Annotated in this window: 17 protein-coding genes and 1 tRNA gene; 8 read left to right on the forward strand and 10 right to left on the reverse strand. The window is 76.6% G+C overall.

The window, feature by feature from the left end:
• Positions 1 to 83 precede the first annotated feature (83 nt).
• Positions 84 to 851: a YoaK family protein gene (locus tag LQU92_RS11290; RefSeq protein WP_101851982.1), complete on the forward strand. Its 768-nt coding sequence runs from the start codon at positions 84 to 86 to the stop codon at positions 849 to 851.
• A 175-nt stretch (positions 852 to 1,026) separates the two neighbouring features.
• Here the strand turns inward: LQU92_RS11290 and LQU92_RS11295 are convergent, their stop codons facing one another.
• The gene (locus LQU92_RS11295; protein ID WP_230780783.1) at positions 1,027 to 1,905 is read right to left on the reverse strand and encodes an aminoglycoside phosphotransferase family protein; all 879 of its coding nucleotides are present in this window, start codon (positions 1,903 to 1,905) and stop codon (positions 1,027 to 1,029) included.
• 128 nt (positions 1,906 to 2,033) lie between these two features.
• Between LQU92_RS11295 and zupT the strand changes: the two genes are divergently transcribed.
• Entirely contained in the window at positions 2,034 to 2,819 is a 786-nt protein-coding gene (gene zupT, locus LQU92_RS11300; RefSeq protein WP_230780785.1) for a zinc transporter ZupT, read from the forward strand.
• Positions 2,820 to 2,964: 145 nt separating this feature from the next.
• On the opposite strand, the gene LQU92_RS11305 is transcribed toward zupT, so the two are convergent.
• Both LQU92_RS11305 and LQU92_RS11310 read right to left on the reverse strand, forming a co-directional pair.
• Positions 2,965 to 4,641: an amidohydrolase gene (locus tag LQU92_RS11305; RefSeq protein ID WP_230780786.1), complete on the reverse strand. Its 1,677-nt coding sequence runs from the start codon at positions 4,639 to 4,641 to the stop codon at positions 2,965 to 2,967.
• A 34-nt stretch (positions 4,642 to 4,675) separates the two neighbouring features.
• Positions 4,676 to 5,305 (reverse strand): mismatch-specific DNA-glycosylase, encoded by a 630-nt coding sequence (locus LQU92_RS11310; RefSeq protein ID WP_230780787.1) that lies wholly within the window; start codon positions 5,303 to 5,305, stop codon positions 4,676 to 4,678.
• Positions 5,306 to 5,458: 153 nt separating this feature from the next.
• Here LQU92_RS11310 and LQU92_RS11315 point away from each other — a divergent pair, with 153 nt between their 5' ends.
• The 4 genes from LQU92_RS11315 to LQU92_RS11330 all read left to right on the forward strand — a co-directional run bounded on the left by LQU92_RS11315 (position 5,459) and on the right by LQU92_RS11330 (position 8,098).
• Positions 5,459 to 6,160 carry an alpha/beta family hydrolase gene (locus tag LQU92_RS11315; RefSeq protein WP_230780788.1) on the forward strand — a complete coding sequence of 234 codons (702 nt, stop codon included), beginning with the start codon at positions 5,459 to 5,461 and terminating at the stop codon, positions 6,158 to 6,160.
• Between the two features lie 160 nt (positions 6,161 to 6,320).
• Positions 6,321 to 6,653 carry a hypothetical protein gene (locus tag LQU92_RS11320; protein WP_230780789.1) on the forward strand — a complete coding sequence of 111 codons (333 nt, stop codon included), beginning with the start codon at positions 6,321 to 6,323 and terminating at the stop codon, positions 6,651 to 6,653.
• 102 nt (positions 6,654 to 6,755) lie between these two features.
• Positions 6,756 to 7,604: an SRPBCC family protein gene (locus tag LQU92_RS11325; RefSeq protein ID WP_230780790.1), complete on the forward strand. Its 849-nt coding sequence runs from the start codon at positions 6,756 to 6,758 to the stop codon at positions 7,602 to 7,604.
• A gap of 209 nt (positions 7,605 to 7,813) precedes the next feature.
• The gene (locus tag LQU92_RS11330; RefSeq protein WP_101851977.1) at positions 7,814 to 8,098 is read left to right on the forward strand and encodes a hypothetical protein; all 285 of its coding nucleotides are present in this window, start codon (positions 7,814 to 7,816) and stop codon (positions 8,096 to 8,098) included.
• Between the two features lie 305 nt (positions 8,099 to 8,403).
• Here LQU92_RS11330 and selB read toward each other — a convergent pair whose 3' ends face one another.
• The 3 genes from selB to LQU92_RS11345 all read right to left on the reverse strand — a co-directional run bounded on the left by selB (position 8,404) and on the right by LQU92_RS11345 (position 11,648).
• A complete protein-coding gene (selB, locus tag LQU92_RS11335; protein WP_230780791.1) occupies positions 8,404 to 10,188 on the reverse strand; it encodes a selenocysteine-specific translation elongation factor in 1,785 nt (594 codons plus the stop codon).
• 2 nt (positions 10,189 to 10,190) lie between these two features.
• The gene (selA, locus tag LQU92_RS11340; RefSeq protein WP_230780792.1) at positions 10,191 to 11,507 is read right to left on the reverse strand and encodes an L-seryl-tRNA(Sec) selenium transferase; all 1,317 of its coding nucleotides are present in this window, start codon (positions 11,505 to 11,507) and stop codon (positions 10,191 to 10,193) included.
• Positions 11,508 to 11,553: 46 nt separating this feature from the next.
• Positions 11,554 to 11,648 (reverse strand) — tRNA-Sec (locus LQU92_RS11345).
• Positions 11,649 to 11,841: 193 nt separating this feature from the next.
• Here LQU92_RS11345 and selD point away from each other — a divergent pair.
• Complete coding sequence (selD, locus tag LQU92_RS11350; RefSeq protein ID WP_230780793.1) at positions 11,842 to 12,858, forward strand: selenide, water dikinase SelD; 1,017 nt, start codon at positions 11,842 to 11,844, stop codon at positions 12,856 to 12,858.
• A 271-nt stretch (positions 12,859 to 13,129) separates the two neighbouring features.
• Here the strand turns inward: selD and nrfD are convergent, their stop codons facing one another.
• The 3 genes from nrfD to fdh are packed head-to-tail and all read right to left on the reverse strand — an operon-like array spanning position 13,130 to position 18,606.
• Positions 13,130 to 14,221 (reverse strand): NrfD/PsrC family molybdoenzyme membrane anchor subunit, encoded by a 1,092-nt coding sequence (gene nrfD / locus LQU92_RS11355; RefSeq protein ID WP_230780795.1) that lies wholly within the window; start codon positions 14,219 to 14,221, stop codon positions 13,130 to 13,132.
• Positions 14,218 to 15,222, reverse strand: coding sequence for a 4Fe-4S dicluster domain-containing protein (locus tag LQU92_RS11360; protein WP_230780797.1), 1,005 nt, complete (start codon positions 15,220 to 15,222; stop codon positions 14,218 to 14,220). Before LQU92_RS11360 ends, nrfD begins: the two co-directional genes overlap by 4 nt.
• A complete protein-coding gene (gene fdh, locus LQU92_RS11365) occupies positions 15,223 to 18,606 on the reverse strand; it encodes a formate dehydrogenase (protein WP_230780799.1) in 3,384 nt (1,127 codons plus the stop codon).
• Between the two features lie 106 nt (positions 18,607 to 18,712).
• Here fdh and arfB point away from each other — a divergent pair, with 106 nt between their 5' ends.
• Positions 18,713 to 19,153, forward strand: a complete 441-nt coding sequence (arfB, locus tag LQU92_RS11370) for an alternative ribosome rescue aminoacyl-tRNA hydrolase ArfB (protein ID WP_230780801.1) — start codon at positions 18,713 to 18,715, stop codon at positions 19,151 to 19,153.
• 23 nt (positions 19,154 to 19,176) lie between these two features.
• Here the strand turns inward: arfB and ychF are convergent, their stop codons facing one another.
• Positions 19,177 to 20,262: a redox-regulated ATPase YchF gene (ychF, locus tag LQU92_RS11375; RefSeq protein ID WP_230780803.1), complete on the reverse strand. Its 1,086-nt coding sequence runs from the start codon at positions 20,260 to 20,262 to the stop codon at positions 19,177 to 19,179.
• Between the last annotated feature and the right edge of the window lie 56 nt (positions 20,263 to 20,318).

Genomic DNA, 20,318 nt, shown 5'->3' on the forward strand with positions numbered 1-20,318 from the left:
CCCGCCGTGAGCACCGTCCCGCCCCACGCCCGCCGCGCAGCGCGTCACCGGCCCTCCGGCGGCCCGGCGGTAGGCTCGCGGGCATGAGGGTCCGGATCGACCGCTACCTGCTCAACGTGGCGGGGCCCCGCCGCACGCCCGCGCTCAACCGGCACCTCGCCTACCTGCTGGCCCTCGTGGCGGGCGTGCTCAACTCGGTGGGCTTCGTCGCGGTGGCCGTCTACACGTCCCACATGACCGGGCTGACCGCCATGGTCGCCGATCACCTCGTGCTGGGCGATCTCCGTCTGGTGCTCGCGGGGCTGCTCGCCCTGGTCGCCTTCACGGCCGGGGCCGCCTGCTGCGCCCTGATGTTCAACTGGGCCCGGCGGCGCCGGCTGCACAGCCGCTTCGCCAACGTGCTGCTGCTCGAGGGGCTGCTCATGCTCCTGTTCGGCCTGCTCGCCGAGTCCCTGACCTGGGCCCACCGCGACCTGCTGTTCATCCCGGTGCTCGCCTTCACGATGGGACTGCAGAACGCCGTGATCACCAAGATCTCCGGGGCCACCATCCGCACCACGCACGTGACGGGGATGATCACCGACATCGGCATCGAGCTCGGCAAGTTCGCCTACCGCAACCGGCTCCCGGCCGCGGACCCCGTGACCGGAGACGCGGCCAAGCTGCGGCTGCTCGCCGCGCTCGTGGGCCTGTTCTTCGCCGGCGGGGTGCTGGGCGCGCTCGGCTACCTCGCCGTGGGGTTCCCGGTGCTCGTGCCCACGGCCCTGACGCTGCTCGTGGCGGCGTGGCGCCCCCTCGCCGCCGACCTGGGTCTGCGCCGGCCGCGCCCGCCGCGTCCGTCCCGCGCCTGAGACCGCGGCGCACCGCGCGGCCGTCTCCCCCGGCAGGGACACGGCCGCCCGCACCGGCCGCGCCCGGGCCCGGCACGGACCCCGGGGCCTCTCCCCGGCCCGGCGCGGGCCCGGCACGGGCCTCCATGCCTCTCCCCGGCCGAGCCCCCGGCCCTCTCCCCGGGCCCGGAGGCGCTCACGCCCCGGACTGGAGCGCCTTCGCCAGCCGCACGAGCCGCCCGAGCTCCCGGACCGGCTCCGCCCCGGGCCGACCGGCCTGCTCCGCGGCGGCCACCGCCACCCGCACGACCGCCCACGCGCGCACCCGGTCGGGGTCGGCGCCCGCTGCGAGCGCGAGCGCCTCCGCCCGGTCCGTCAGCTCCCCGGGTCTGGGTCCGCGGGGATCGTCCCCGGGCGGCCACAGACCGGGCACGAGCGCCCACTCGACGGTGGCCAGCCGAGGGCGGGCCCGCACGGCCAGCCACGGGGCCCGGTCCGCCGCGCGGACGGCGGCGGGCACCAGGTCCCCCGGGAGCAGCGCGGTGTCCAGCGGATCGCGTCGCAGCCGTCGCAGCGCGGTCGCCGCCTGGAGCCGGAACCGGCGGGGGAAGCGGGCGTCGAGGTCCGTGCCGTCCTCCAGGCGCGCCGACCACTCCGCCGCGAGCGCCGACAGTGCCGGGAACGGCGGGCGCGGCGGCCGGGCCAGCCCGGCTACGAGCTCCCCGAGCACCCGGCACGTCTCGTCCCCGCGCAGCGACCCCAGGTCCCGGTCCCGGGTCCGCTCGACCAGCAGCACGCCCGCGGCCGGGTCGGCGCGCAGCAGCCGCACGGTGCCCCGCCCGTTCCACTGCCGCAGTGCCAGGTGGTCGTGCCCGTCGCCGGGCCGCGGCCGCAGGACGCGCAGCTGCGCCGGCTCCCCCGCCTCGGTGCGGACGGGCCGGGCCAGGGCGTCGTCGTCGAGCACGGGCGGACCGTCCGGGAGGAGCTGCCACGCGGTGCGGCGGGCAGCGGCGACCTCCTCGGCGCGGGCGGCCCAGGTGGCGTCCGCGGCGGGTGCTCCGGTCTCGTGCGTCACACCGGCCATTGTGGCCCCGTGCCGCGTCCGCGACCCGGGGACCACGAGCGGCGCGGGGCCGGACCGGCGCGCGGCATTCGCTAGACTGCGAGCGCCCAGCCCCGCGGAGGAACGAGGACAGCCCGCCCGTGAACGACTTCCTGCTCGCCTCCGCGCTCACGCTGTTCGCAGGGCTGGCCACGGGCGCCGGCAGCCTCCTCGCCCTGACCACCCGCCGCACGGACGCCAAGTTCCTCTCGGTGAGCCTGGGCTTCTCCGCGGGCGTGATGATCTACGTGTCGCTCGTCGAGATCTTCGTCAAGGCCCAGGACTCGCTCGTGGCGGTGCTCGGGGCCCGCGCGGGCGCGTGGGCCACGGTGGGCGGGTTCTTCGGCGGGATCCTGCTGATCGCGGTGATCGACCGGCTCGTGCCCGCCCGCGCGAACCCGCACGAGTACCCGCACGACGACGACGGGCGCAGCCGCCGGCTGATGCGCATGGGCACGATGACGGCCCTGGCGATCGCCCTGCACAACTTCCCCGAGGGGTTCGCGACCTTCGTCGTGGCGATGCAGGAGCCCTCCCTGGCGATCCCCGTGGTCGTCGCGATCGCCCTGCACAACGTCCCGGAGGGCGTGGCCGTGTCGGTGCCGATCCACCACGCCACCGGCAGCCGGCGGAAGGCCTTCCAGTGGTCGTTCCTCTCCGGCCTGGCCGAGCCGGTGGGCGGGATCCTCGGCTATCTGCTGCTGCGCCCGTTCATGACCGACACCGTCTTCGGGGTCGTCTTCGCCGGCGTCGCGGGGATCATGGTGTTCGTCTCCCTGGACAAGCTCCTGCCCACGGCCCGGGAGTACGGCGAGCACCACCTGTCGATCTACGGTCTGGTCGCCGGCATGGGGGTCATGGCGCTGAGCCTGCTGCTGTTCCTCTGACCGGCGCGGTGCCCCCGGCCCCGGTTCGGGAGGGCGCCCCGGAGGCGACGCCGGAGCGGCCTGGTCCGCGGACGGCGGCCCCGGGACCGGCAGGCGGCCAGGAGGCAACGGCGGACCGGGCGGCTCCGCGGACGACCACCCCGGGTCAGGCGGGCCATCGGTCGTGGACGAGCCGGCCGCGCCACCAGGTCCTGCTGATCCCGATCCCCGCCAGCTCCTCCTCCGCCACGGTGAACGGGTCCCGGTCGGGGACCACGAAGCTCGCCTCGTGGCCCGGGCGGATGCTCCCGAGCCCGGGCAGCGCGGCGACCGCGGCCGCACGGCCCGTGTAGAGCTCGAGCGCCTGCCCGACGCTGAGGCACTCCCGCCGCCCGAAGTCCCCGCCCCCGTGGTCCCGGCGGCGCACCGCCGCGGCCACCGAGAGGAAGACGTCGTCCGCGCGGGCCCACGCGGTGGTCGGCGCGTCGGAGGCCAGCGCCGCGTGCCGCAGCCGCTCGTGGAAGGACCGGAGGGGGTAGGCGTGCTCCCGCTGGTCCGGTGCGAGGGCCGCGTCGTACGCGTCGTGCTCGGCGTAGAGGAAGATGCTGTGGCTGACCACGCCGAAGACCATCCGCGCGGAGGCCATCCGCTCCAGCACCGGGGCGGGCACGAGGGTCGCGTGCTCGATCCGCACCGACGGGTGCTCGCCCATCCACGGCTCGAGGTCCCCCAGCAGCTCGACCACGTGCCCGACCGCCCGGTCCCCCATGGCGTGGACGGCCACCTGCACCCCGTTGCGGCGCGCCCACGCGACCGCCGCCAGCAGGTCCTCGTCGGTGCAGGTCCGCATCCCGTGGCTGCACGAGTCGGGGTACGGCCGGTCCGTCCAGGCGGTGCGGTTCGAGAAGGCGCCGTCCAGGAAGAGCTTCGTGCCGGCCACCGTGATCTCGCCGCGGCGGTCCTGCGCGGTCAGCTCCGGCAGCCCGCCCGGCTGCCAGCCGAGGAACACCCCGGTGCGGGGGCGCCACCCCTGCTGCCGGGCCTCCCGGAGCAGGCCGAGCGCGTCGTCGGCGAAGTCGCCGAAGCACTCCACGAGGCCCACGATGCCCTGGGCCAGGAAGTGCCGGTCCAGGGCCACGAGGCGGCGGACCATCTCCGCCCGGTCCGGTTCGGGGACCAGCCGCGCCACGGACTCCACCGCCGCGAGCTCGACGAGCTCCCCCGTGAGCTCCCCGCCGGCGTCCCGCCCGTAGTGGCCGTGCTCCGGGTCGGGGCTGTTCCGGTCCAGTCCCGCCAGGCGCAGGGCCGCGGAGTTGCACACGCCGCTGTGCCCGTCGGCGCGGCGCACGAGCACGGGCTGGTCGGCCGAGACCGCGTCGAGCGCCCGCCGGGTGGGCGGCCCGTCCGGCCAGCGGGTCTCGGCGTAGCCGAAGCCGGTGATCCAGGCCTCCGGGTCCGTCCCGGCCGCCGGGTGCGCCCGCAGCGCCGCGACGAGGTCGGCGCACGAGCCCACGGTCGGCGGCAGCAGCGGGACGCTGTCGGCGAGCACCGCCATGAACATCGGGTGGGTGTGCACGTCGAGCAGGCCGGGCAGGACGGTCGCACCGCCCAGGTCCGTGCGCGGCAGGCCCGCGGGCACCTCCTCGTCCGGGCCCGTCCACGTGAAGTGCCCGTCCTCGACGACGAAGGCGCTCACGAAGTCCTCCGGCCCCGTCCCCGTGAAGACCTTGCCGTTGACGAAGGCGCGGGCGCCCGGAGGCTCCGCGGCGGCGCCGGGGGCGCTGTCGGGGAGGTCCGGGCGCTGCTCTCCGGGCGTCCCGGCCGTGCTGTCGGTGCCGTTCATGTCCGTCCTTCCGTTCCGGCCTGCCCGGCGGATCCTACCCGGGGGTCGTCCCGTCGCCGCCGGCAGGGCTCCCGGGCAGCAGGCCGGCCGCACGGCCCGCCGCGGCGAACGCCGCCGCGAGATCCGCCCGGCTCGCGTGCGCGTTGAGCCCGCTCGGGCTGGGCAGCGCCCACAGCCGGGCGCCCTCCAGCAGCTGCTCCTGCGGGCCCAGCACGGCCCTCGGCTCGGCGAAGGCGTGCCGGTAGGCCGTCACGCCGGCGACCGCCACGACGGCCGGGCGGTGCTCCGCCACGATGCGGGCCAGGCGCTCGCGGCCCGCCACGAACTCCTGCGGGTCCAGCTCGTCCGCCCGCGCCGTGGCCCGCTCCACGAGGTTGGTGATCCCGATGCCGCGGGCCACCACGTGCGCCCGGTCGGCCGCGGTCATCCCGGCCGAGCAGTCGACGAGGTGACCGGTGAGCCCCGCCTCGTGCAGCGCCGGCCAGAACCGGTTGCCGGGGCGGGCGAAGTGCGCCTGCGTCGCGGCGGCCCACAGGCTCGGGTTGATCCCGCACACCAGCAGCCGCAGACCGGGGCCGAGCAGGTCGGGCAGCGTGGTCCCGCGGGCCGCTTCGAGCTGCGCACGGGACGGCCGGCCGGGACGGGGAGGGCGCGGGGAGGCCATGCCGTCATGCTAGGCCGTCCTCCCGGTGCGCCGTGGACCGCCCCTGCTGCGGACCCGCGCTTCGCGCCCACGGACCTCGCGGGCCCGGCCCCCGGCCGTCCGGTGCCCCGGGATCGTCCGGGCACCGCCCGGCGTCCGGCTACGGTGGGGGTCGTGCCCGAGACCCACGACGCCCTGACGATCCCCGTCCCCTCCGAGGCCGGCCCCGGACGGCTGCTCGTCTCCCCCGCCCTCGACGACGACGGGTCGCCGCTCCCGCAGGCGCGCGCCGTGCTGTGGCTGGGCCACGGCGCCGGCGGCGGGGCCGGCGCCCCCGACCTCACGGCCCTCGCCGAGGGCCTGCCCGGGCACGGGATCACCGTGGTGCGCCACGAGCAGCCGTGGGTGGTGGCGGGCCGCCGGGTCGCACCCCGTCCCGCCGCCCTCGACGCCGGGTGGCTCGCCGCCGCCCCCGCCGTCGCCGAGCTGGCGGACGGACGTCCCGTGGTCGCCGGTGGGCGCAGCGCCGGCGCGCGCGTCGCCTGCCGCACGGCGGGGACCACCGGCGCGGCCGCGGTCGTGTGCCTGGCGTTCCCCCTCCATCCGCCCGGCCGTCCGGAGCGCAGCCGGGCGGAGGAGCTGCTCGGTCCCGACGTTCCCGTGCTCGTGCTCCAGGGCACCCGCGACCCCTTCGGCTCGGCCGACGAGGTCACCGCGGCCGCCGGTGACACCGCCGGCCGCATCGGGGTGCTCCCCGTGGACGGCGCCGACCACGCCCTGCGCACCGGCCGCCGCGCCGCCCTCGGCCCCGCGGGCGTCTCGGACCTGCTGTGCCGGGCCGTCGCGGAGTTCGTGGCCGCCGCTGCCCGCCCCTGAGCACGGGGTCGGCGACCGGCCGTGCCCCCCTTGCGCATTCACGGTCCGTCAGTACTCTGACGATAGTCCGAGCCGCAGCACCCGCGGCCCGGCGCACGCCACCGCGGCCCGCACTCCCCCCGACGGCCCTGCAGGGCCCCGAGCACCAGGACGGCACCCCATGAGCACCTCGCCCAGCACCGGCGCACCCTCCGAGACCCCCGGGGACGCCGGCGGACCGCCCGCCACGGTGGTCGACCTCACCGCGGGACCCGCCCAGATCACCCCGCTGGAGGTGGACGGGGAGACGCGCTACGCGCTCGACCTGCCGTCCGAGCACCTCGACGACGACGACCTCGAGAGCCTCGCCGTGGCCCTGCACGCCACGCACTCCGGGCAGGCCGTCCTCGTCGACCTCGAGGACTACGCCGGCGCCGAGGAGGACACGGCACCGGGGAAGAACCCGGGCCCCGGGGAGCACGCGGCACCCGAGGAGCACACCGGCCCGCGGTGAGCCCTGCGGGTCTGGCCGAGCCGCCTCCTCCGGGTATACCGTAAGCACACTGGCGAATCCGACCGGTTCGCCCCCTGTCCGCCCGACCCCGAAGGAGAGGCCATGAGCACCAAGGTCGAGAAGACCGTCGTCGTCGACGTCCCCCTCGCCACCGTGTACGACCAGTGGACGCAGTTCGAGGAGTTCCCGCACTTCATGAGCGGGGTCGAGAGCGTCCGCCAGCTCGAGGACGACCGCCTGGAGTGGGTCGCCGAGATCGGCGGTGTGCGCCGGCAGTGGCAGGCCCGGATCCTCGAGCAGGTCCCCGAGCGCAAGGTGGCGTGGGCCGCCACGGAGGGCGCCACCAACGCCGGGGCCGTGACCTTCGAGGACGCCGGCGAGGGCCGCACGCGCGTCCACCTCGAGCTGGACTACGAGCCCGAGGGGCCGGTCGAGAAGGCCGGGGACGCGCTGGGCGTCATCGGCTCCCGCGCGGAGAAGGACCTCGAGCGCTTCAAGGCCTTCATCGAGGACGAGGGCTACGCGACCGGCGCCTGGCGCGGCGCGATCCGCCCCGGGGCCGCTCCCGGTGCGCCCGACGTGCGCGACGCCGCCGCCTCCCGGGGCGACGACGGCGGGGCCGGGATCTCCGGCAAGGCCGTGGCCGCCGGAGCCGCCGCCGCGGCGGCCGTCGCCGGTGCGGCCGCCGTGGCCGCCCGCTCCAAGGACTCCGGCGACGACGAGCCGGTCACCCTGGAGGCCCCGCGCGAGACGCCGGCCGCCCCGGTCTCCGGGCAGACCGAGATCTCCCGCGAGGTCCCCGTGCCGGGGGAGCGCTCCACGGGCGAGGCCACCCGGCCGGAGACCGCCTACGACGTCGCGTCGCCGGTCGAGGAGCCCGCGACCGAGCGGATCGAGCCCGTGACGGACCGTTCCGTCGAGGACGGGGACCACCCCGCCGGCCCCCGCTGAGCGGACGCACGGACAGCACCGCGGGCCCCCCGCCGGATCCCCGGCGGGGGGCCCGCGCGTCGTCCGGGCGGTCCGCGCCCGGGCCGCCGCGGCCCCGCCCGGACACGACGGCAGGTCCCGCAGGTATTTGACGTGATCCCGGCCACGCCGCACGACCATCCCGGTTCTCATGCATCAACATGGAAGTACCCCCCATGGAAAGGCATCCCATGAGCGAGAACACGGCTCTCGTCCCCCGCCCGCACTGGGCCACCCACCAGGAACGGACCGATCCCGACACGGTCACCAACTACCGGGAGCTGCCCGCCCGGTCCGTCGCCGGCCCCTCCCCCGTCGTCCTCCTCGAGACCTGGGAGGTCATCAGCTCCCGCGACGGCAGCTACGCCCACCGGGACGGCTCCGTCCTGCACATCGGCCACGACGCCTGGACCCCCGAGCAGGCGCTGGTACTGCGCGACCGGATCAGCGAGGCCCTGCGGCTGCTCGGCCGCTGACCGGACTGCCGTGCGCCCGCACCGCGCCGCCCCCACGGCCGCGGTCCGGGCGCACGGCCGCGCCGACCGGCCGTAGCGCGCCGAGCCAGGCGGGACCGGATCGCACTGTCCCCCGAGACCGCCTCAGGACACGTCCTCGGCGCACCGCCCCGGGCACCGACCCCAGGACCCGGCCGCAGCGCGCCGTCTCCCGAGACCGCATCAGGGCACAGCCGCAGCGCACCGTCCCCCGAGACCGCCCCGGGACACGTCCGCAGCCCGCCGTCCCCCGAGACCGCCTCAGGGCACGGCCCCGCCGCCCTGCCTCAGCGTGCGACGGTCCGGTGCCCGGCGTCGAGCCGGCGGGTCCAGCCGCGGCCGTCGAGGTGCTCGAGCAGCGGGATCACCACGCGCCGGGTGGTGCCCAGTGCCTGGCGCGCCTGGCTCGTCGTGAAGGGCTGCGGCAGCCGGGCGAGCTCGCGCATCGCCAGCGCCGGCGCCGAGGGCAGCACGACGATGCCGTCGCCCAGCCGCAGCACGCGGCCGGCCCGCTCGAGCGCGGCCAGCTCCCGCGCGCCCAGCCGCAGCGCCGCCAGGTCGTCGGACTCCGGGGCGCGGAAGGGCTCCGCCGCGAGCCGGTGCTCCAGCCGCAGCGCCGCGTCCTCGAGCGGGCCGAGCTCGTGGCGGCGCCCGGGCACGCGCAGCACCCCGCCCTCCTGCTCGAGCCCGGTCCCCTCGAGCACGGGCTCCAGCAGCGCGGCGTCGGGCAGGGCGAGCAGGTCCCGGGCCGCGCCGCGGGACAGGCCGGCCGCCAGCGGGTCGCGCTCGTGCAGCTGCTCGACCGCCGCCCGCAGCCGCTGCCGCCACCCCGCCAGGACCGGCTCGTGGACCCACCAGTCCCCCAGCACCCGCACGCCCTCGGGCGCCCGCTCCGCGGGCAGGCCCAGCCGCCGCAGGCGCGCCGGCTGCACGGCCCCGCGCCGGGCCACCTCGAGGAGCGCGTCACCGGACGGGTCCATGCGGGCGAGCTGATCGGCGCGGCGGCCCCGGTCCCCGCGCCGGCGCAGCGCCGGCGGATCGGCGTCGAGCACCTGCGCCCCGCCGAGCACGGCGCCCTGGCCGGAGCCGCGCAGCACCACCCGGTCCCCCAGCACCAGCGGCAGGGGGCGGTCCAGGGAGAGCCGGGCGTGGTCGTCGTCGAACGGGCGCAGCCGGACGGGCACCGCCGCCGTGCCGGCGTGCAGCACGAGCTGCTCGGCGACCGCCGGGAAGGCCGGGCCCGAGGTGCGGCGCACGTCCAGCAGCCCCGTCAGCGGCCAGGCGCCGGGGGTGACCAGGGCGTCGCCCCGGTGCACCTCGTCGGCGGCGACCCCGCGCAGGTTCAGCGCCGCCCGGTCCACCGGCTCCAGGCCCGCCCGGTCGGCCCCGCGGCTCTGCAGGCTCCGGACGCCCACCGTCCGCTCCCCGGCGCGGCCGAGCAGCTGCAGCCGGTCCCCGCGCGCCAGGGTCCCCGAGGCGAGCGTGCCGGTGACGACCGTGCCCGCACCGGCCACCGTGAACGCCCGGTCCACCCACAGCCGCAGCCGGCCCGCGGCCGGCGGGGCCGGGACCCGGTCCAGGACGTCGTCGAGCACGGTGCGCAGCTCGTCCAGGCCCGTGCCCTCGGTCGCCGAGACGGTCACCACGGGCGCGTCGTGCAGCCCCGTGCCCGCGAGCCGCGCCCGCACCTGCTCGCGCACGGCCCCGGCGCGTCCGGGGGCGCGGTCGGCCCGGGTGAGCACCACGACCCCGTGCTCGATGCCCAGCGCCGCCACCGCGTCCCGGTGGTCCTCCGACTGGGCCTGCCAGCCCTCGTCCACCGCGACCACGAAGCACACCACGGGGGCCGGGCCGATCCCCGCCAGCATGTTGCCGAGGAACCGCTCGTGCCCGGGCACGTCCACGAAGGCGACGTCCCGGCCCGAGGGCAGGGCCGTCCAGGCGTAGCCGAGGTCGATGGTCAGGCCGCGGCGGCGCTCCTCCGCCCACCGGTCGGGCTCCATCCCGGTGAGCGCCCGCACGAGCGTGGACTTGCCGTGGTCGACGTGCCCGGCCGTGGCGACGACGTGCACGCTCAGCCCTCCCCGCCGAGTCCGGCCAGCGCCGTGCGCACGGCCGCGCGCAGCCGGGCGTCGTCGGCCTCGGGCACGCAGCGCAGGTCCAGCAGGCACGCCCCGCCGTGCACGCGCGGCAGCACCGCGGGCTCCCCGGCGCGCAGCGGGGCCGCGGCGGCCTCGGGCAGGCGCACGGCCCACCCGGGCAGCGGCACCCCGGGCGCGCCGCCTCCGCCGACGCGGCCGTCGTGGGCGACGACGGGGGCGCCCACCGCCGCGGCGAGCTCCTCGGCCCGGGCGCGCAGCCGCTCCGGATCCGCGTGCAGGGCGCGGGCCACCGGCGGCGGGCCGCCCGTGAGGGTCGCCTCCAGGGCCGCGAGGGCCAGCTTGTCGGCGCGCACCGCGCGGGCCAGCGGGTGGGCCGCCAGCCGGGAGATCGTCTCGGCCCGGCCCAGCAGGACTCCCGCCTGGGGGCCGCCGAGCAGCTTGTCCCCGCTGACGACCACGACGTCGGCCCCGTCCTCGAGCGCGGTCGTGACGTCGGGCTCCCCCGGCAGCGCCGGGTCCGGGACCAGCAGGCCGCTGCCGAGGTCCGCCACGAGCGGGACCCCGTGCGCGGCGGCGAGCTCGTGCAGCCCGGCCGTGCCGACTTCCGCGGTGAAGCCCTCGACCCGGAAGTTGCTCGGGTGGACCTTCAGCAGGCACCCGGTGTCCGGGCCGATCGCGCGGGCGTAGTCCTCGGGGTGGGTGCGGTTGGTCGTGCCGACCTCGCGCAGGCGGGCCCCGGTGGAGGCGATCAGCTCCGGCAGCCGGAAGCCGGCCCCGATCTCCACGAGCTCGCCGCGGCTGACCACGACCTCGCGCCCGGCCGCCAGGGCCGTGGTGGCCAGCACGAGCGCGGCCGCCCCGTTGTTGACGACCAGGGCCTCCTCCGCGGCCGGGCAGGCCGCGAGCAGGGCCGCCCGCGCCGCGGTCCCGCGGCGGGAGCGGGCCCCGGTGGTCAGGTCGAGCTCGACGTCGACGTAGCCCGCGGCCGCCGCGAGCGCCTCGCGCGCCGCCGCGGACAGCGGGGCCCGGCCCAGGTTGGTGTGCACGACGACCCCGGTCGCGTTGAGCACCGGGCGCAGCGCCGTGGCGGTCCGCGCGGCGACGGCGGCCCCGACCGCGGCGGCGACCTCCCCGGGGGTGATCTCGCCCCGCCGCGCCCGCTGCTGGGCGGTGCGCACGACGTCCCGCAGGACGTGCTCGCCGAGGCGCTCGCGGGCCCGCTCGACCGCGGGCAGGCCCAGCAGCTGATCCGTGCGCGGGATCGAGCGCCGCGGGTCGTCCTGGGCCACGGGACCTCCTCGTCGCGGGGCGCGCGGGAGCGCGGGGAGCGGAAGCTGGCGGAGGCGGACGGGAATCGAACCCGCCAGGCCGAGGTGCTCGGCCTCACCGGTTTTGAAGACCGGGGGGCCCACCAGGACCCGGACGCCTCCGCCGTCAATGTAGCACCGGGGCGGGCAGCGCACCGGCGCCCCGGTCCGGGGCGGACCCGGCCGCCCGCACGCGCCTCCGCCGACGGCCGCTTCGGCAGGGTTGCCGCCCCCGCTGCGGCGGACCTCCGGGGCGGGCAGCGCACCGGCGGACCGCGTGCGGTCCGGCGGCACCGGCCGCCGGTAGGCTGGCGCCGTGACCGAGACCAGGACCCAGACCCCGCTCCCCGGCCCCGAGGCGCCCCGGCTGACGGGCTTCGCCCACGGCGGCGGGTGCGCGTGCAAGATCCCGCCGGGCGAGCTCGAGGACGCCGTGCGCGGGCTCACCGGGCAGGCCGGCGCCGGTGTGCTCGTGGGCCTCGACGACGGCGACGACGCCGCCGCCGTGCTGGTGCGCGAGGACCTCGCCGTGCTGTCCACCGCGGACTTCTTCACCCCGGTCGTCGACGACGCCTACGACTGGGGCCGGATCGCCGCGGCCAACGCCCTCTCGGACGTCTACGCCATGGGCGGGCGCCCGGTGGTCGCGATCAACCTCGTGGGCTGGCCCCGTGAGGTGCTGCCGATGGAGCTGCTCTCCGAGGTGCTGCGCGGCGGGCTGGCCGTGGCCGCGGAGGCCGGCTGCCCGGTGATCGGCGGGCACTCCGTCGACGACCCGGAGCCCAAGTACGGCATGGCGGTCACGGGCGTGGCCGACCCGCAGCGGCTGCTGCGCAACGACGCCGCCGAGCCCGGTCTCCCGCTGACCCTCACCAAGCCCATCGGCCTGGGTCTGCTCAACAACCGGCACAAGCGCACGGGCGAGGTCTTCCCGGAGGCCGTCGCGACCATGACCCGGCTCAACCGGGACGCCGCCGAGGCCGCCCTCGCGGCCGGGGTGCGCGCCGCCACCGACGTGACGGGCTTCGGCCTGCTGGGCCACCTGCACAAGCTGTGCCGGGCCTCGGGGGTCGGTGCCGTGCTGGACCGCCGCGCCGTGCCCCTCGTCGACGGGGCGGCGCAGGCCCTGCGGGACGGGTTCGTCTCCGGCGGGACCCGCCGCAACCTCGACTGGGTCCGTCCGCACCTGCGCACCGGCGGCGACGTCACCGAGGACGACCTCCTGCTGCTGGCCGACGCCCAGACCTCCGGCGGGCTGCTCGTCGTCGGGGAGCTGCCGGGCCACCCCGTCGTCGGGCACACGGTCGCCGGAACGGGCCTCGAGATCCGCTGACGTCGGCGGCCCGGTCCGGTCCCCGGGGGCGAGGAGCGGCCGCGGCCGGGGCACGGGCCACGGGGCGACCGCGGCCGGTTCCGCCCACGGGAGCGACCGCGGCCGGGGCGCGGGCCACGGGGCGACCACGGCCGGGTCCGCCCACAGGGGCGACCGCGGCCGGGGCGCGGACCACGGGGCGACCACGGCCGGGACCCACCCGGGTGACCGTGCCATGCCCGTGCGGGTGACCGCGACCGGGACGGTTCGGCGGGGGCGGCCGCGGCCCGGCTCAGCCGGCGGTGGTGATCGCGTCGTCCACGACGCCCGCGGCGCGCCGGGCGGCCAGGCGCGCCTTCTGCGGCTCGATCGTGTAGCGGGGGTCCTCGGCCGAGCGCAGCCCGGCCTCCAGCACGCCGAAGCGGGTCAGCGCCGAGGACGCCAGCAGGGCCAGCCCGGAGACCGCGGCCACGGTGCGGCGGCGACCGCCCAGCAGCGTCCCCAGCCCGCCGGCAACGGCCAGCCGCTCGCTCCAGGCGAGCATGGTGCCGGCCCGGCCCTCGTGCAGCGGCTCGGCGGCGACCGGGTCCATCCGCCGCTCCATCAGCTTCGTGGCCACCAGCTCCCCGGCCACGCCCAGCACGGCCAGCCGCCGGGCCGGGCCCGCCTCGGGGACCGAGGTCGTGACCATCGCCAGACCGCCGGAGGCCAGGGCCGCCGAGCTGACGAAGACGAACGCCAGGTCCTCGCGGGCCGCGTTCCAGGTCGGCGTGGCCGTGTCCGAGAGCAGGGCCGCGGTGTAGGCGGCGAGCGGGCCGGCGAGGACCGCGGCGCCGACGCCGGCGGGGGCCTCCACGACGCGCAGCACCGGGCGCAGCGGGCCCAGCGGCAGCCGGGACCCGGTCATCCGGTCGGCCTCGGCCGCGACGGCGGTGCCCATGCCGGCCCCGAAACCGCTGAGGATCCACGTGCCCATGCTCATGGGCGAGGTCGGCTTGAACGTGCGCAGCATGTGCAGGAAGCGCTCCGGCCGGCCGAGGTCGGCGACCAGGGCGGCCCCGCCCAGGGCGAGAGCGGTCACCGAGCCCAGCCGGGCGTTGCGGCGCAGCTCGTCCCGGCCGGTGAGCTGGGCGCCGAGCGCCAGCAGCGCCGAGCCGCCGGCCACGCCGCCGAGGAACAGGTACGCCGCGACCTCGTCCCCCCAGGGCGCGGGCTTGACCACCGGGCGCCCGTAGTAGGAGCCGAACTGCGCCTCGGGGACCATGGGCATCTCGCGGGAGCCGTCGCCCCCGCCGGCCCGGTGGCGGCCCCGCCGCCGTCCGGGGCCGCGCGGGCGCCGCGGCGGCTCGGGGGGACGGAAGCCGTCGAAGGCGGAGGTGCTCACGAGCCGCCTCCCAGGAAGGCAACGGCCGCGGCCGCGACGAGCCCGGCCGCGGCCAGACCGGCCCGCTGGTACATCCGGGGCAGGTCCGCGGTCGGCACCCGGGGGTCCGGCGGCAGCCCGTAGACCTCCGGCTCGTCGAGGAGCAGGAACACCGACCCCGTGCCGCCGACGCCGTCGAGCTCGTTGGCGCCGTAGAGCCGGGCCTCGGTGCGCCCCTGGGCGTGCAGCTCGGCGACCCGGTGCCGGGCCGTCTCGACCATGTCCTCGTGCTCGCCGTACTTGATGGACGTCGTGGGGCACGTCTGCGCGCACGCCGGCGTCTGGTCGTCCACCATGCGGTCGTAGCACAGGGTGCACTTCTGGGCGACGCCCACGTTCTTGACCTCGGGCCGGCGCTGCGTGCCCGGCTGCCCGTCGCGCTCCGTGCGCGGGGCGGCCGTGCCGTCGGTGCGCCGCTCGATCACCCCGAACGGGCAGCCGGCCACGCAGGTGCCGCACCCGTTGCACACGTCGTCCTGGACCACCACGGTGCCGTGCTCGGTGCGGAACAGCGCCCCGGTCGGGCACACGTCGAGGCACCCGGCGTGGGTGCAGTGCTTGCAGACGTCGGAGGACATCAGCCAGCGGAACTCCGGGGTGTCCGGCGGGGTGGTGTCCCCCGCGGACGGCTGCGGGCGCTCCTCCGGGGGGCCGACGCGCGGCATGCCGAGGCTCACGAGCTTGCGCCCGGACTCGCGCGCCTCCTCGAGCCGCTCCTTGTCCTGCTCGACGAACGCCACGTGGCGCCAGGTGCTGGCACCCAGGGACCCGGTGTTGTCGTAGGAGGACTCGAGCAGCTCGAGCGGCCCGTCCTGCGGGTTGTGGTTCCACTCCTTGCACGCGACCTCGCAGGCCTTGCACCCGATGCAGATCGAGGTGTCCGTGAAGAAGCCCTTGCGCGGGCTCGGGTCCTCCCAGCGGGCGTCGGCGGTGGGGTCGGTGGGACCGGACAGCTGGCCCATCTAGGTCTCCCTCCTCGGGTTCTCGGGCGGCTCCGGCGCGATGTCCACGTTCCCGGCGGGGTTCTCGTGGGCCGCGCCCTCCTCCTCGGCGGTGGCGCCGGGATCGGGCACGGGGACGTCGAGCCGGGTGTTGCCCGTGGCCGTGGTCAGTCCCGCCCGCCGCTGGTACTGCTCCACGAGCTCCTGCTGCGCAGGGCCGCGGGGGCGGCGCCCCGGACGGATGTCGCACGTGCCGGCCTTGGAGTCCTGGATCTGCACGTTGGGCTCGAGCGTGAGCCCGAGCAGGTCGTTGGCGGCGTCCCCGCTGACCACGGCGTCCCGGCCCACGCCCCAGTGGTAGGGCAGCCCGATCTGGTGCACGGTGCGCCCGCGCACCGTCAGCGGGCTCATCCGCTCGGTGACCAGCACGCGCGCCTCGATCGCGGCCCGGGGCGAGACGATCGTGGCCCAGCCGTAGGGCTCGAGCCCGCGCTCGGCGGCCAGCTCCGGGGAGACCTCGCAGAACATCTCCGGCTGGAGCTCGGAGAGGTAGGGCAGCCAGCGGCTCATGCCCCCGGCCGTGTGGTGCTCCGTGAGCCGGTAGGTCGTGAACACGTACGGGTAGACCCCCGCGCCCGGGTCGTCGTCGCTCGGGGCGCTCAGGTTGTCCCCCCGCGCGAACAGCACCCGGGAGGGGCTGCGCTGCTGGGCGTAGAGCGCGTTGTCCACCGGGGACTCCTGCGGCTCGTAGTGGGTCGGCAGCGGGCCGTCGACCACGCCCTTGGGCGCGTAGAGCCACCCCTTCCCGTCGGCCTGCATGATGAACGGGTCGTCGCCCGCCAGCGCCGCGGCACCGCCGGAGTCCGGGTCGGGCCGGGAACCGGGGGCCCGGTCGACCGGGAAGTCCGGGACGTCCAGGCCCACCCAGCGGCGCTGGTCCTCGTCCCACCACACGTGCTTCTTGCGCTCGCTCCACGGCCGGCCCTGCGGGTCGGCGGAGGCGCGGTTGTAGAGGATGCGGCGGTTGGCCGGCCACGCCCAGCCCCACTCGGGGGCCGTGGGCACCTGCTGCGCGGCCGGTGTGCGCGCGGCGGCCCGGTTGACGCCGTCGGCGTAGACCCCGGTGTAGATCCAGCACCCGCCGGCGGTCGAGCCGTCGGCGCGCATCTCGGTGTAGGAGGACAGCGGCCGGCCCGCCTGCGGCCCGGTGAGGTGGTGGCCGTTGATCTCGGCCAGCACCGCCTCGGGGTCCGGCTCGCCGTGCTCGTCGAGCGGGTAGTCCCAGGTGAGGTCCAGCAGCGGCCGGTCGCGCTCGTCGGTCGAACCGGCCAGGCGCTGCCGGATTCGCCGGCCGAGCTCGTGGAAGAACTGCAGCTCGCTGCGGGCATCCCCCGGCGGGGCCACGGCCTGGTGGCGCCACTGCAGCAGCCGCTGGGTCTGGGTGAACGTGCCGGACTTCTCCACGTGCGTGGCCGCGGGCAGGAAGAACACCTCGGTCTCGATGTCCTCGGTGCGCAGTTCGCCCGAGGCGATCTCCGGGCCGTCCTTCCACCAGGTCGCCGACTCGATGAGGTTCAGGTCGCGCACCACCAGCCACTTCAGGTGGGACATGGCCATGCGCTGCATCCGGCCGTTGGACGAGCCCACCGCGGGGTTCTGGCCGAGCAGGAAGTAGCCGTCGACCTCGTCGTCGAGCATGCGGGTCAGCGTCTGGAACGTGCCGTGCGCGCCGGTCAGACGCGGCAGGTAGTCGTAGGCCCAGTCGTTCTCGGCGGTCGCCGCCTCGCCCCACCAGGCCTTGAGCAGGCTGACCGTGTAGGCGTCGGCCTCGGCCCAGTAGCCCTTCTGCTTCTTGGAGGCGATCGCGTCCAGGTACTCCTGCAGCGTGTCGTGCGTGCCGGCACTGGGCATGGGCAGGTAGCCGGGGAGCAGGTTGAACAGCGTGGGGATGTCGGTGGAGCCCTGGATGCTGGCGTGCCCGCGCAGCGCCATGATCCCCCCGCCGGGCCGGCCCATGTTGCCGAGCAGCAGCTGCAGGATCGAGGCGGTGCGGATGAACTGGGAGCCCAGGCTGTGCTGGGTCCAGCCCACCGCGTAGGCGAAGCACGTGGTGCGCTCGCGCCCGGAGTTCTCCGTGATCGTCCGGGCGAGCATCGCGAAGTCCTCCGGCCCGATGCCGCAGACCTCCTGCACCATCTCCGGGGTGTAGCGGGCGTAGTGGCGCTTGAGGATCTGGAACACCGTGCGCGGGTGCTCCAGGGTCTCGTCCCGGGCGATGCGCGCGTGCTCCATCGGCGCCCCGCCGCTGCCGAGCTCGTGGCCGGCCGCCTCGTCGACGGCCTCGGCCCCGTGCTCGGGGTCCTGCGACGGCCCCTCGACGTGCCCGCCGTCGCGCTCCGCGTAGGCCCACGAGCGCATGTCGTACTGGCCGCTCTCGGGGTCGAAGCCGGAGAACAGCCCGTCGAGGTCCTCGGCGTCGCGGAAGTCCTCGTGCACGATCGTGGCGGCGTTGGTGTAGGCGCGCACGTACTCCTCGAACCACAGGTCGTGGGTGAGGACGTGGTTGATCAGCGCGCCCAGCAGCACGATGTCCGAGCCCGCGCGGATGGGCACGTGGGCGTCGGCCACGGCCGAGGTGCGCGTGAACCGCGGGTCCACGTGGATGACCTTCGCGCCGCGCGCCTTGGCCTCAGTCACCCACTGGAAGCCCACCGGGTGGCACTCGGCCATGTTCGAGCCCTGGATGACGATGCAGTCGGCGTTGGCCATGTCCTGCAGCGTCTGCGTCGCGCCGCCGCGACCGAACGAGGCTCCCAGACCGGGAACCGTCGCGGAGTGTCAAATACGGGCCTGGTTCTCGATCTGCACGGCGCCCGCGGCGGTGAACAGCTTCTTGATGAGGTAGTTCTCCTCGTTGTCCAGCGTCGCACCGCCCAGGGAGGCCACGCCCATCGTGCGGCGCAGCAGCCGTCCCTGCTCGTCGCGGTCCTGCCAGCCCTTGCGGCGGGCCTCCAGGAACCGGTCGGCGATCATGTCGACGGCGGTCTCGAGGTCGAGCCGCTGCCACTCGGTGGCCCGCGGCGCCCGGTAGAGGACCTCCGTCTGCCGGCCCGGCGCGTTGACCAGCTGCTCGCTGGCCGCGCCCTTGGGGCACAGGCGCCCGCGCGAGATCGGCGAGTCCGGGTCCCCCTCGATCTGGACGACCTTCTCGTCCCGCACGAACACGCGCTGGCCGCAGCCGACCGCGCAGTAGGGGCACACGCTCTGGACCACGCGGTCCGCGGTCGTGGTGCGCGGGGCCGTGCTGCGCGTGCGCTCCGAGGTGACCGCCGGGCCTCGGCCCAGCAGGTCGCCCGAGCGCAGCTGCCGGAGAACCGGCCACTCCAGGGGGCTGAACCGTGCCATGGGCTCACCATAGCGTGTCGGAGGCCACAGCGGGGCGACCGTGGCCGGGGGCGCGCCGGGCGCACCCGGCACCGGCGGGCGGGAGTGCGTGCGGCACACTGGTGGGGTGGACGATCTGCACGTGCCCCCGGGCCCCGGCGCGCCCCGCGGCCTCAGGGTGCCGGCGGCGGAGCTGGTCGAGCGCTTCTCCCACGCCTCGGGGCCGGGCGGCCAGGGCGTGAACACCGCCGACAGCCGGGTGCAGCTCTCCCTCGACCTGGCCACCACGTCCGCGCTCGACGAGGCCCAGCGCGAGCGCATCCTCGACCGGCTCGCCGGGCGGCTGGCGGGCACGGTGCTCACCGTCAGCGCCGGGGAGCACCGTGCGCAGCGGCGCAACCGCGCCGCGGCCCGGCAGCGCCTGTCCGCGCTGCTGCGCGAGGCCCTGGTCCCGCCCCTCGCCCGGCGCCCGACCCGGCCCACGAACGGCTCGCGGCGACGGCGGCTCGAGGGCAAGCGCCGCCGCGCCGAGGTCAAGCAGCACCGCCGGCGCCCCGGGCTCGACTGACCCCGGCGCGGCGTCCGGTCGGCTCAGACGTTGAAGCGGAACTCGACCACGTCGCCGTCGCGCATGACGTAGTCCTTGCCCTCGATCCGGACCTTGCCCGCGGCCTTGGCCTCGGCCATGGATCCGGCGGCGTCGAGGTCCTCGAAGGAGACAATCTCGGCCTTGATGAACCCGCGCTCGAAGTCGGTGTGGATCACCCCGGCGGCCTGCGGAGCGGTGGCGCCCACGGGGATCGTCCAGGCCCGCGACTCCTTGGGCCCGGCGGTGAGGAAGGTCTGCAGCCCGAGGGTGGAGAAGCCGACCCGGGCTAGCTTGTCGAGACCGGCCTCGTCCTGCCCGGACATCTCCAGCATCTCGCGGGCCTCCTCCTCGTCCAGCTCCACGAGCTCGGCCTCGAGCTTGGCATCGAGGAACACGGCGTCGGCCGGTGCCACGAGCTCCCGCAGCTCCTGCTGCTTCGCCTCGTCGCCGAGCACGCCGTCGTCGGCGTTGAAGACGTAGATGAAGGGCTTGGCGGTGAGCAGGCTCAGGTCGCGCAGCTGCTCGACCTCCAGCTTCTCCTTCTCCGCGGCCGCGAAGATCGTGTCCCCGCGCTCGAGGACCCCCTGCGCCTGCTGCATCGCGGCGAGCTTGGCGGGGTCGGCCTTCTTGATCTTCACCTGCTTCTCCAGGCGCGGGATCGCGTTCTCCAGGGTCTGGAGGTCCGCGAGGATCAGCTCGGTGTTGATGGTCTCCATGTCGGAGGCGGGGTTCACCTCGCCGTCGACGTGGATCACGTCCGGGTCGTCGAAGGCGCGCACGACCTGGGCGATCGCCTGGGCCTCGCGGATGTTGGCGAGGAACTGGTTGCCCAGCCCCTCCCCCTCGGAGGCGCCCTTGACGATGCCGGCGATGTCCACGAAGGAGACGGTGGCGGGCAGGATCCGCTCGGAGCCGAAGATCTCGGCCAGCCGGTCCAGGCGCGGGTCCGGCAGGTTGACCACGCCGATGTTCGGCTCGATGGTCGCGAACGGGTAGTTCGCCGCCAGGACGGTGTTGCGGGTCAGCGCGTTGAACAGGGTGGACTTGCCGACGTTGGGCAGTCCGACGATTCCGATAGTAAGAGCCACGGGAGTCCATCCTACCGGCCGCCCGCGGCCGGTGCCCGCCGGCGCCGGGGCCCGGG

This window comes from Kocuria sp. LUK (assembly GCF_021012935.1).
Lineage (GTDB): Bacteria > Actinomycetota > Actinomycetes > Actinomycetales > Micrococcaceae > Kocuria > Kocuria flava.

Bases quoted from the DNA above. Each gene is read 5' to 3' on its own strand.
- LQU92_RS11290 (WP_101851982.1), top strand. From the start codon at position 84: ATGAGGGTCCGGATCGACCGCTACCTGCTCAACGTGGCGGGGCCCCGC.
- LQU92_RS11325 (WP_230780790.1), top strand. From the start codon at position 6,756: ATGAGCACCAAGGTCGAGAAGACCGTCGTCGTCGACGTCCCCCTCGCC.
- LQU92_RS11330 (WP_101851977.1), top strand. From the start codon at position 7,814: ATGAGCGAGAACACGGCTCTCGTCCCCCGCCCGCACTGGGCCACCCAC.
- LQU92_RS11320 (WP_230780789.1), top strand. From the start codon at position 6,321: ATGAGCACCTCGCCCAGCACCGGCGCACCCTCCGAGACCCCCGGGGAC.
- LQU92_RS11360 (WP_230780797.1), bottom strand. From the start codon at position 15,222: ATGGGCCAGCTGTCCGGTCCCACCGACCCCACCGCCGACGCCCGCTGG.
- LQU92_RS11310 (WP_230780787.1), bottom strand. From the start codon at position 5,305: ATGGCCTCCCCGCGCCCTCCCCGTCCCGGCCGGCCGTCCCGTGCGCAG.
- LQU92_RS11305 (WP_230780786.1), bottom strand. From the start codon at position 4,641: ATGAACGGCACCGACAGCACGGCCGGGACGCCCGGAGAGCAGCGCCCG.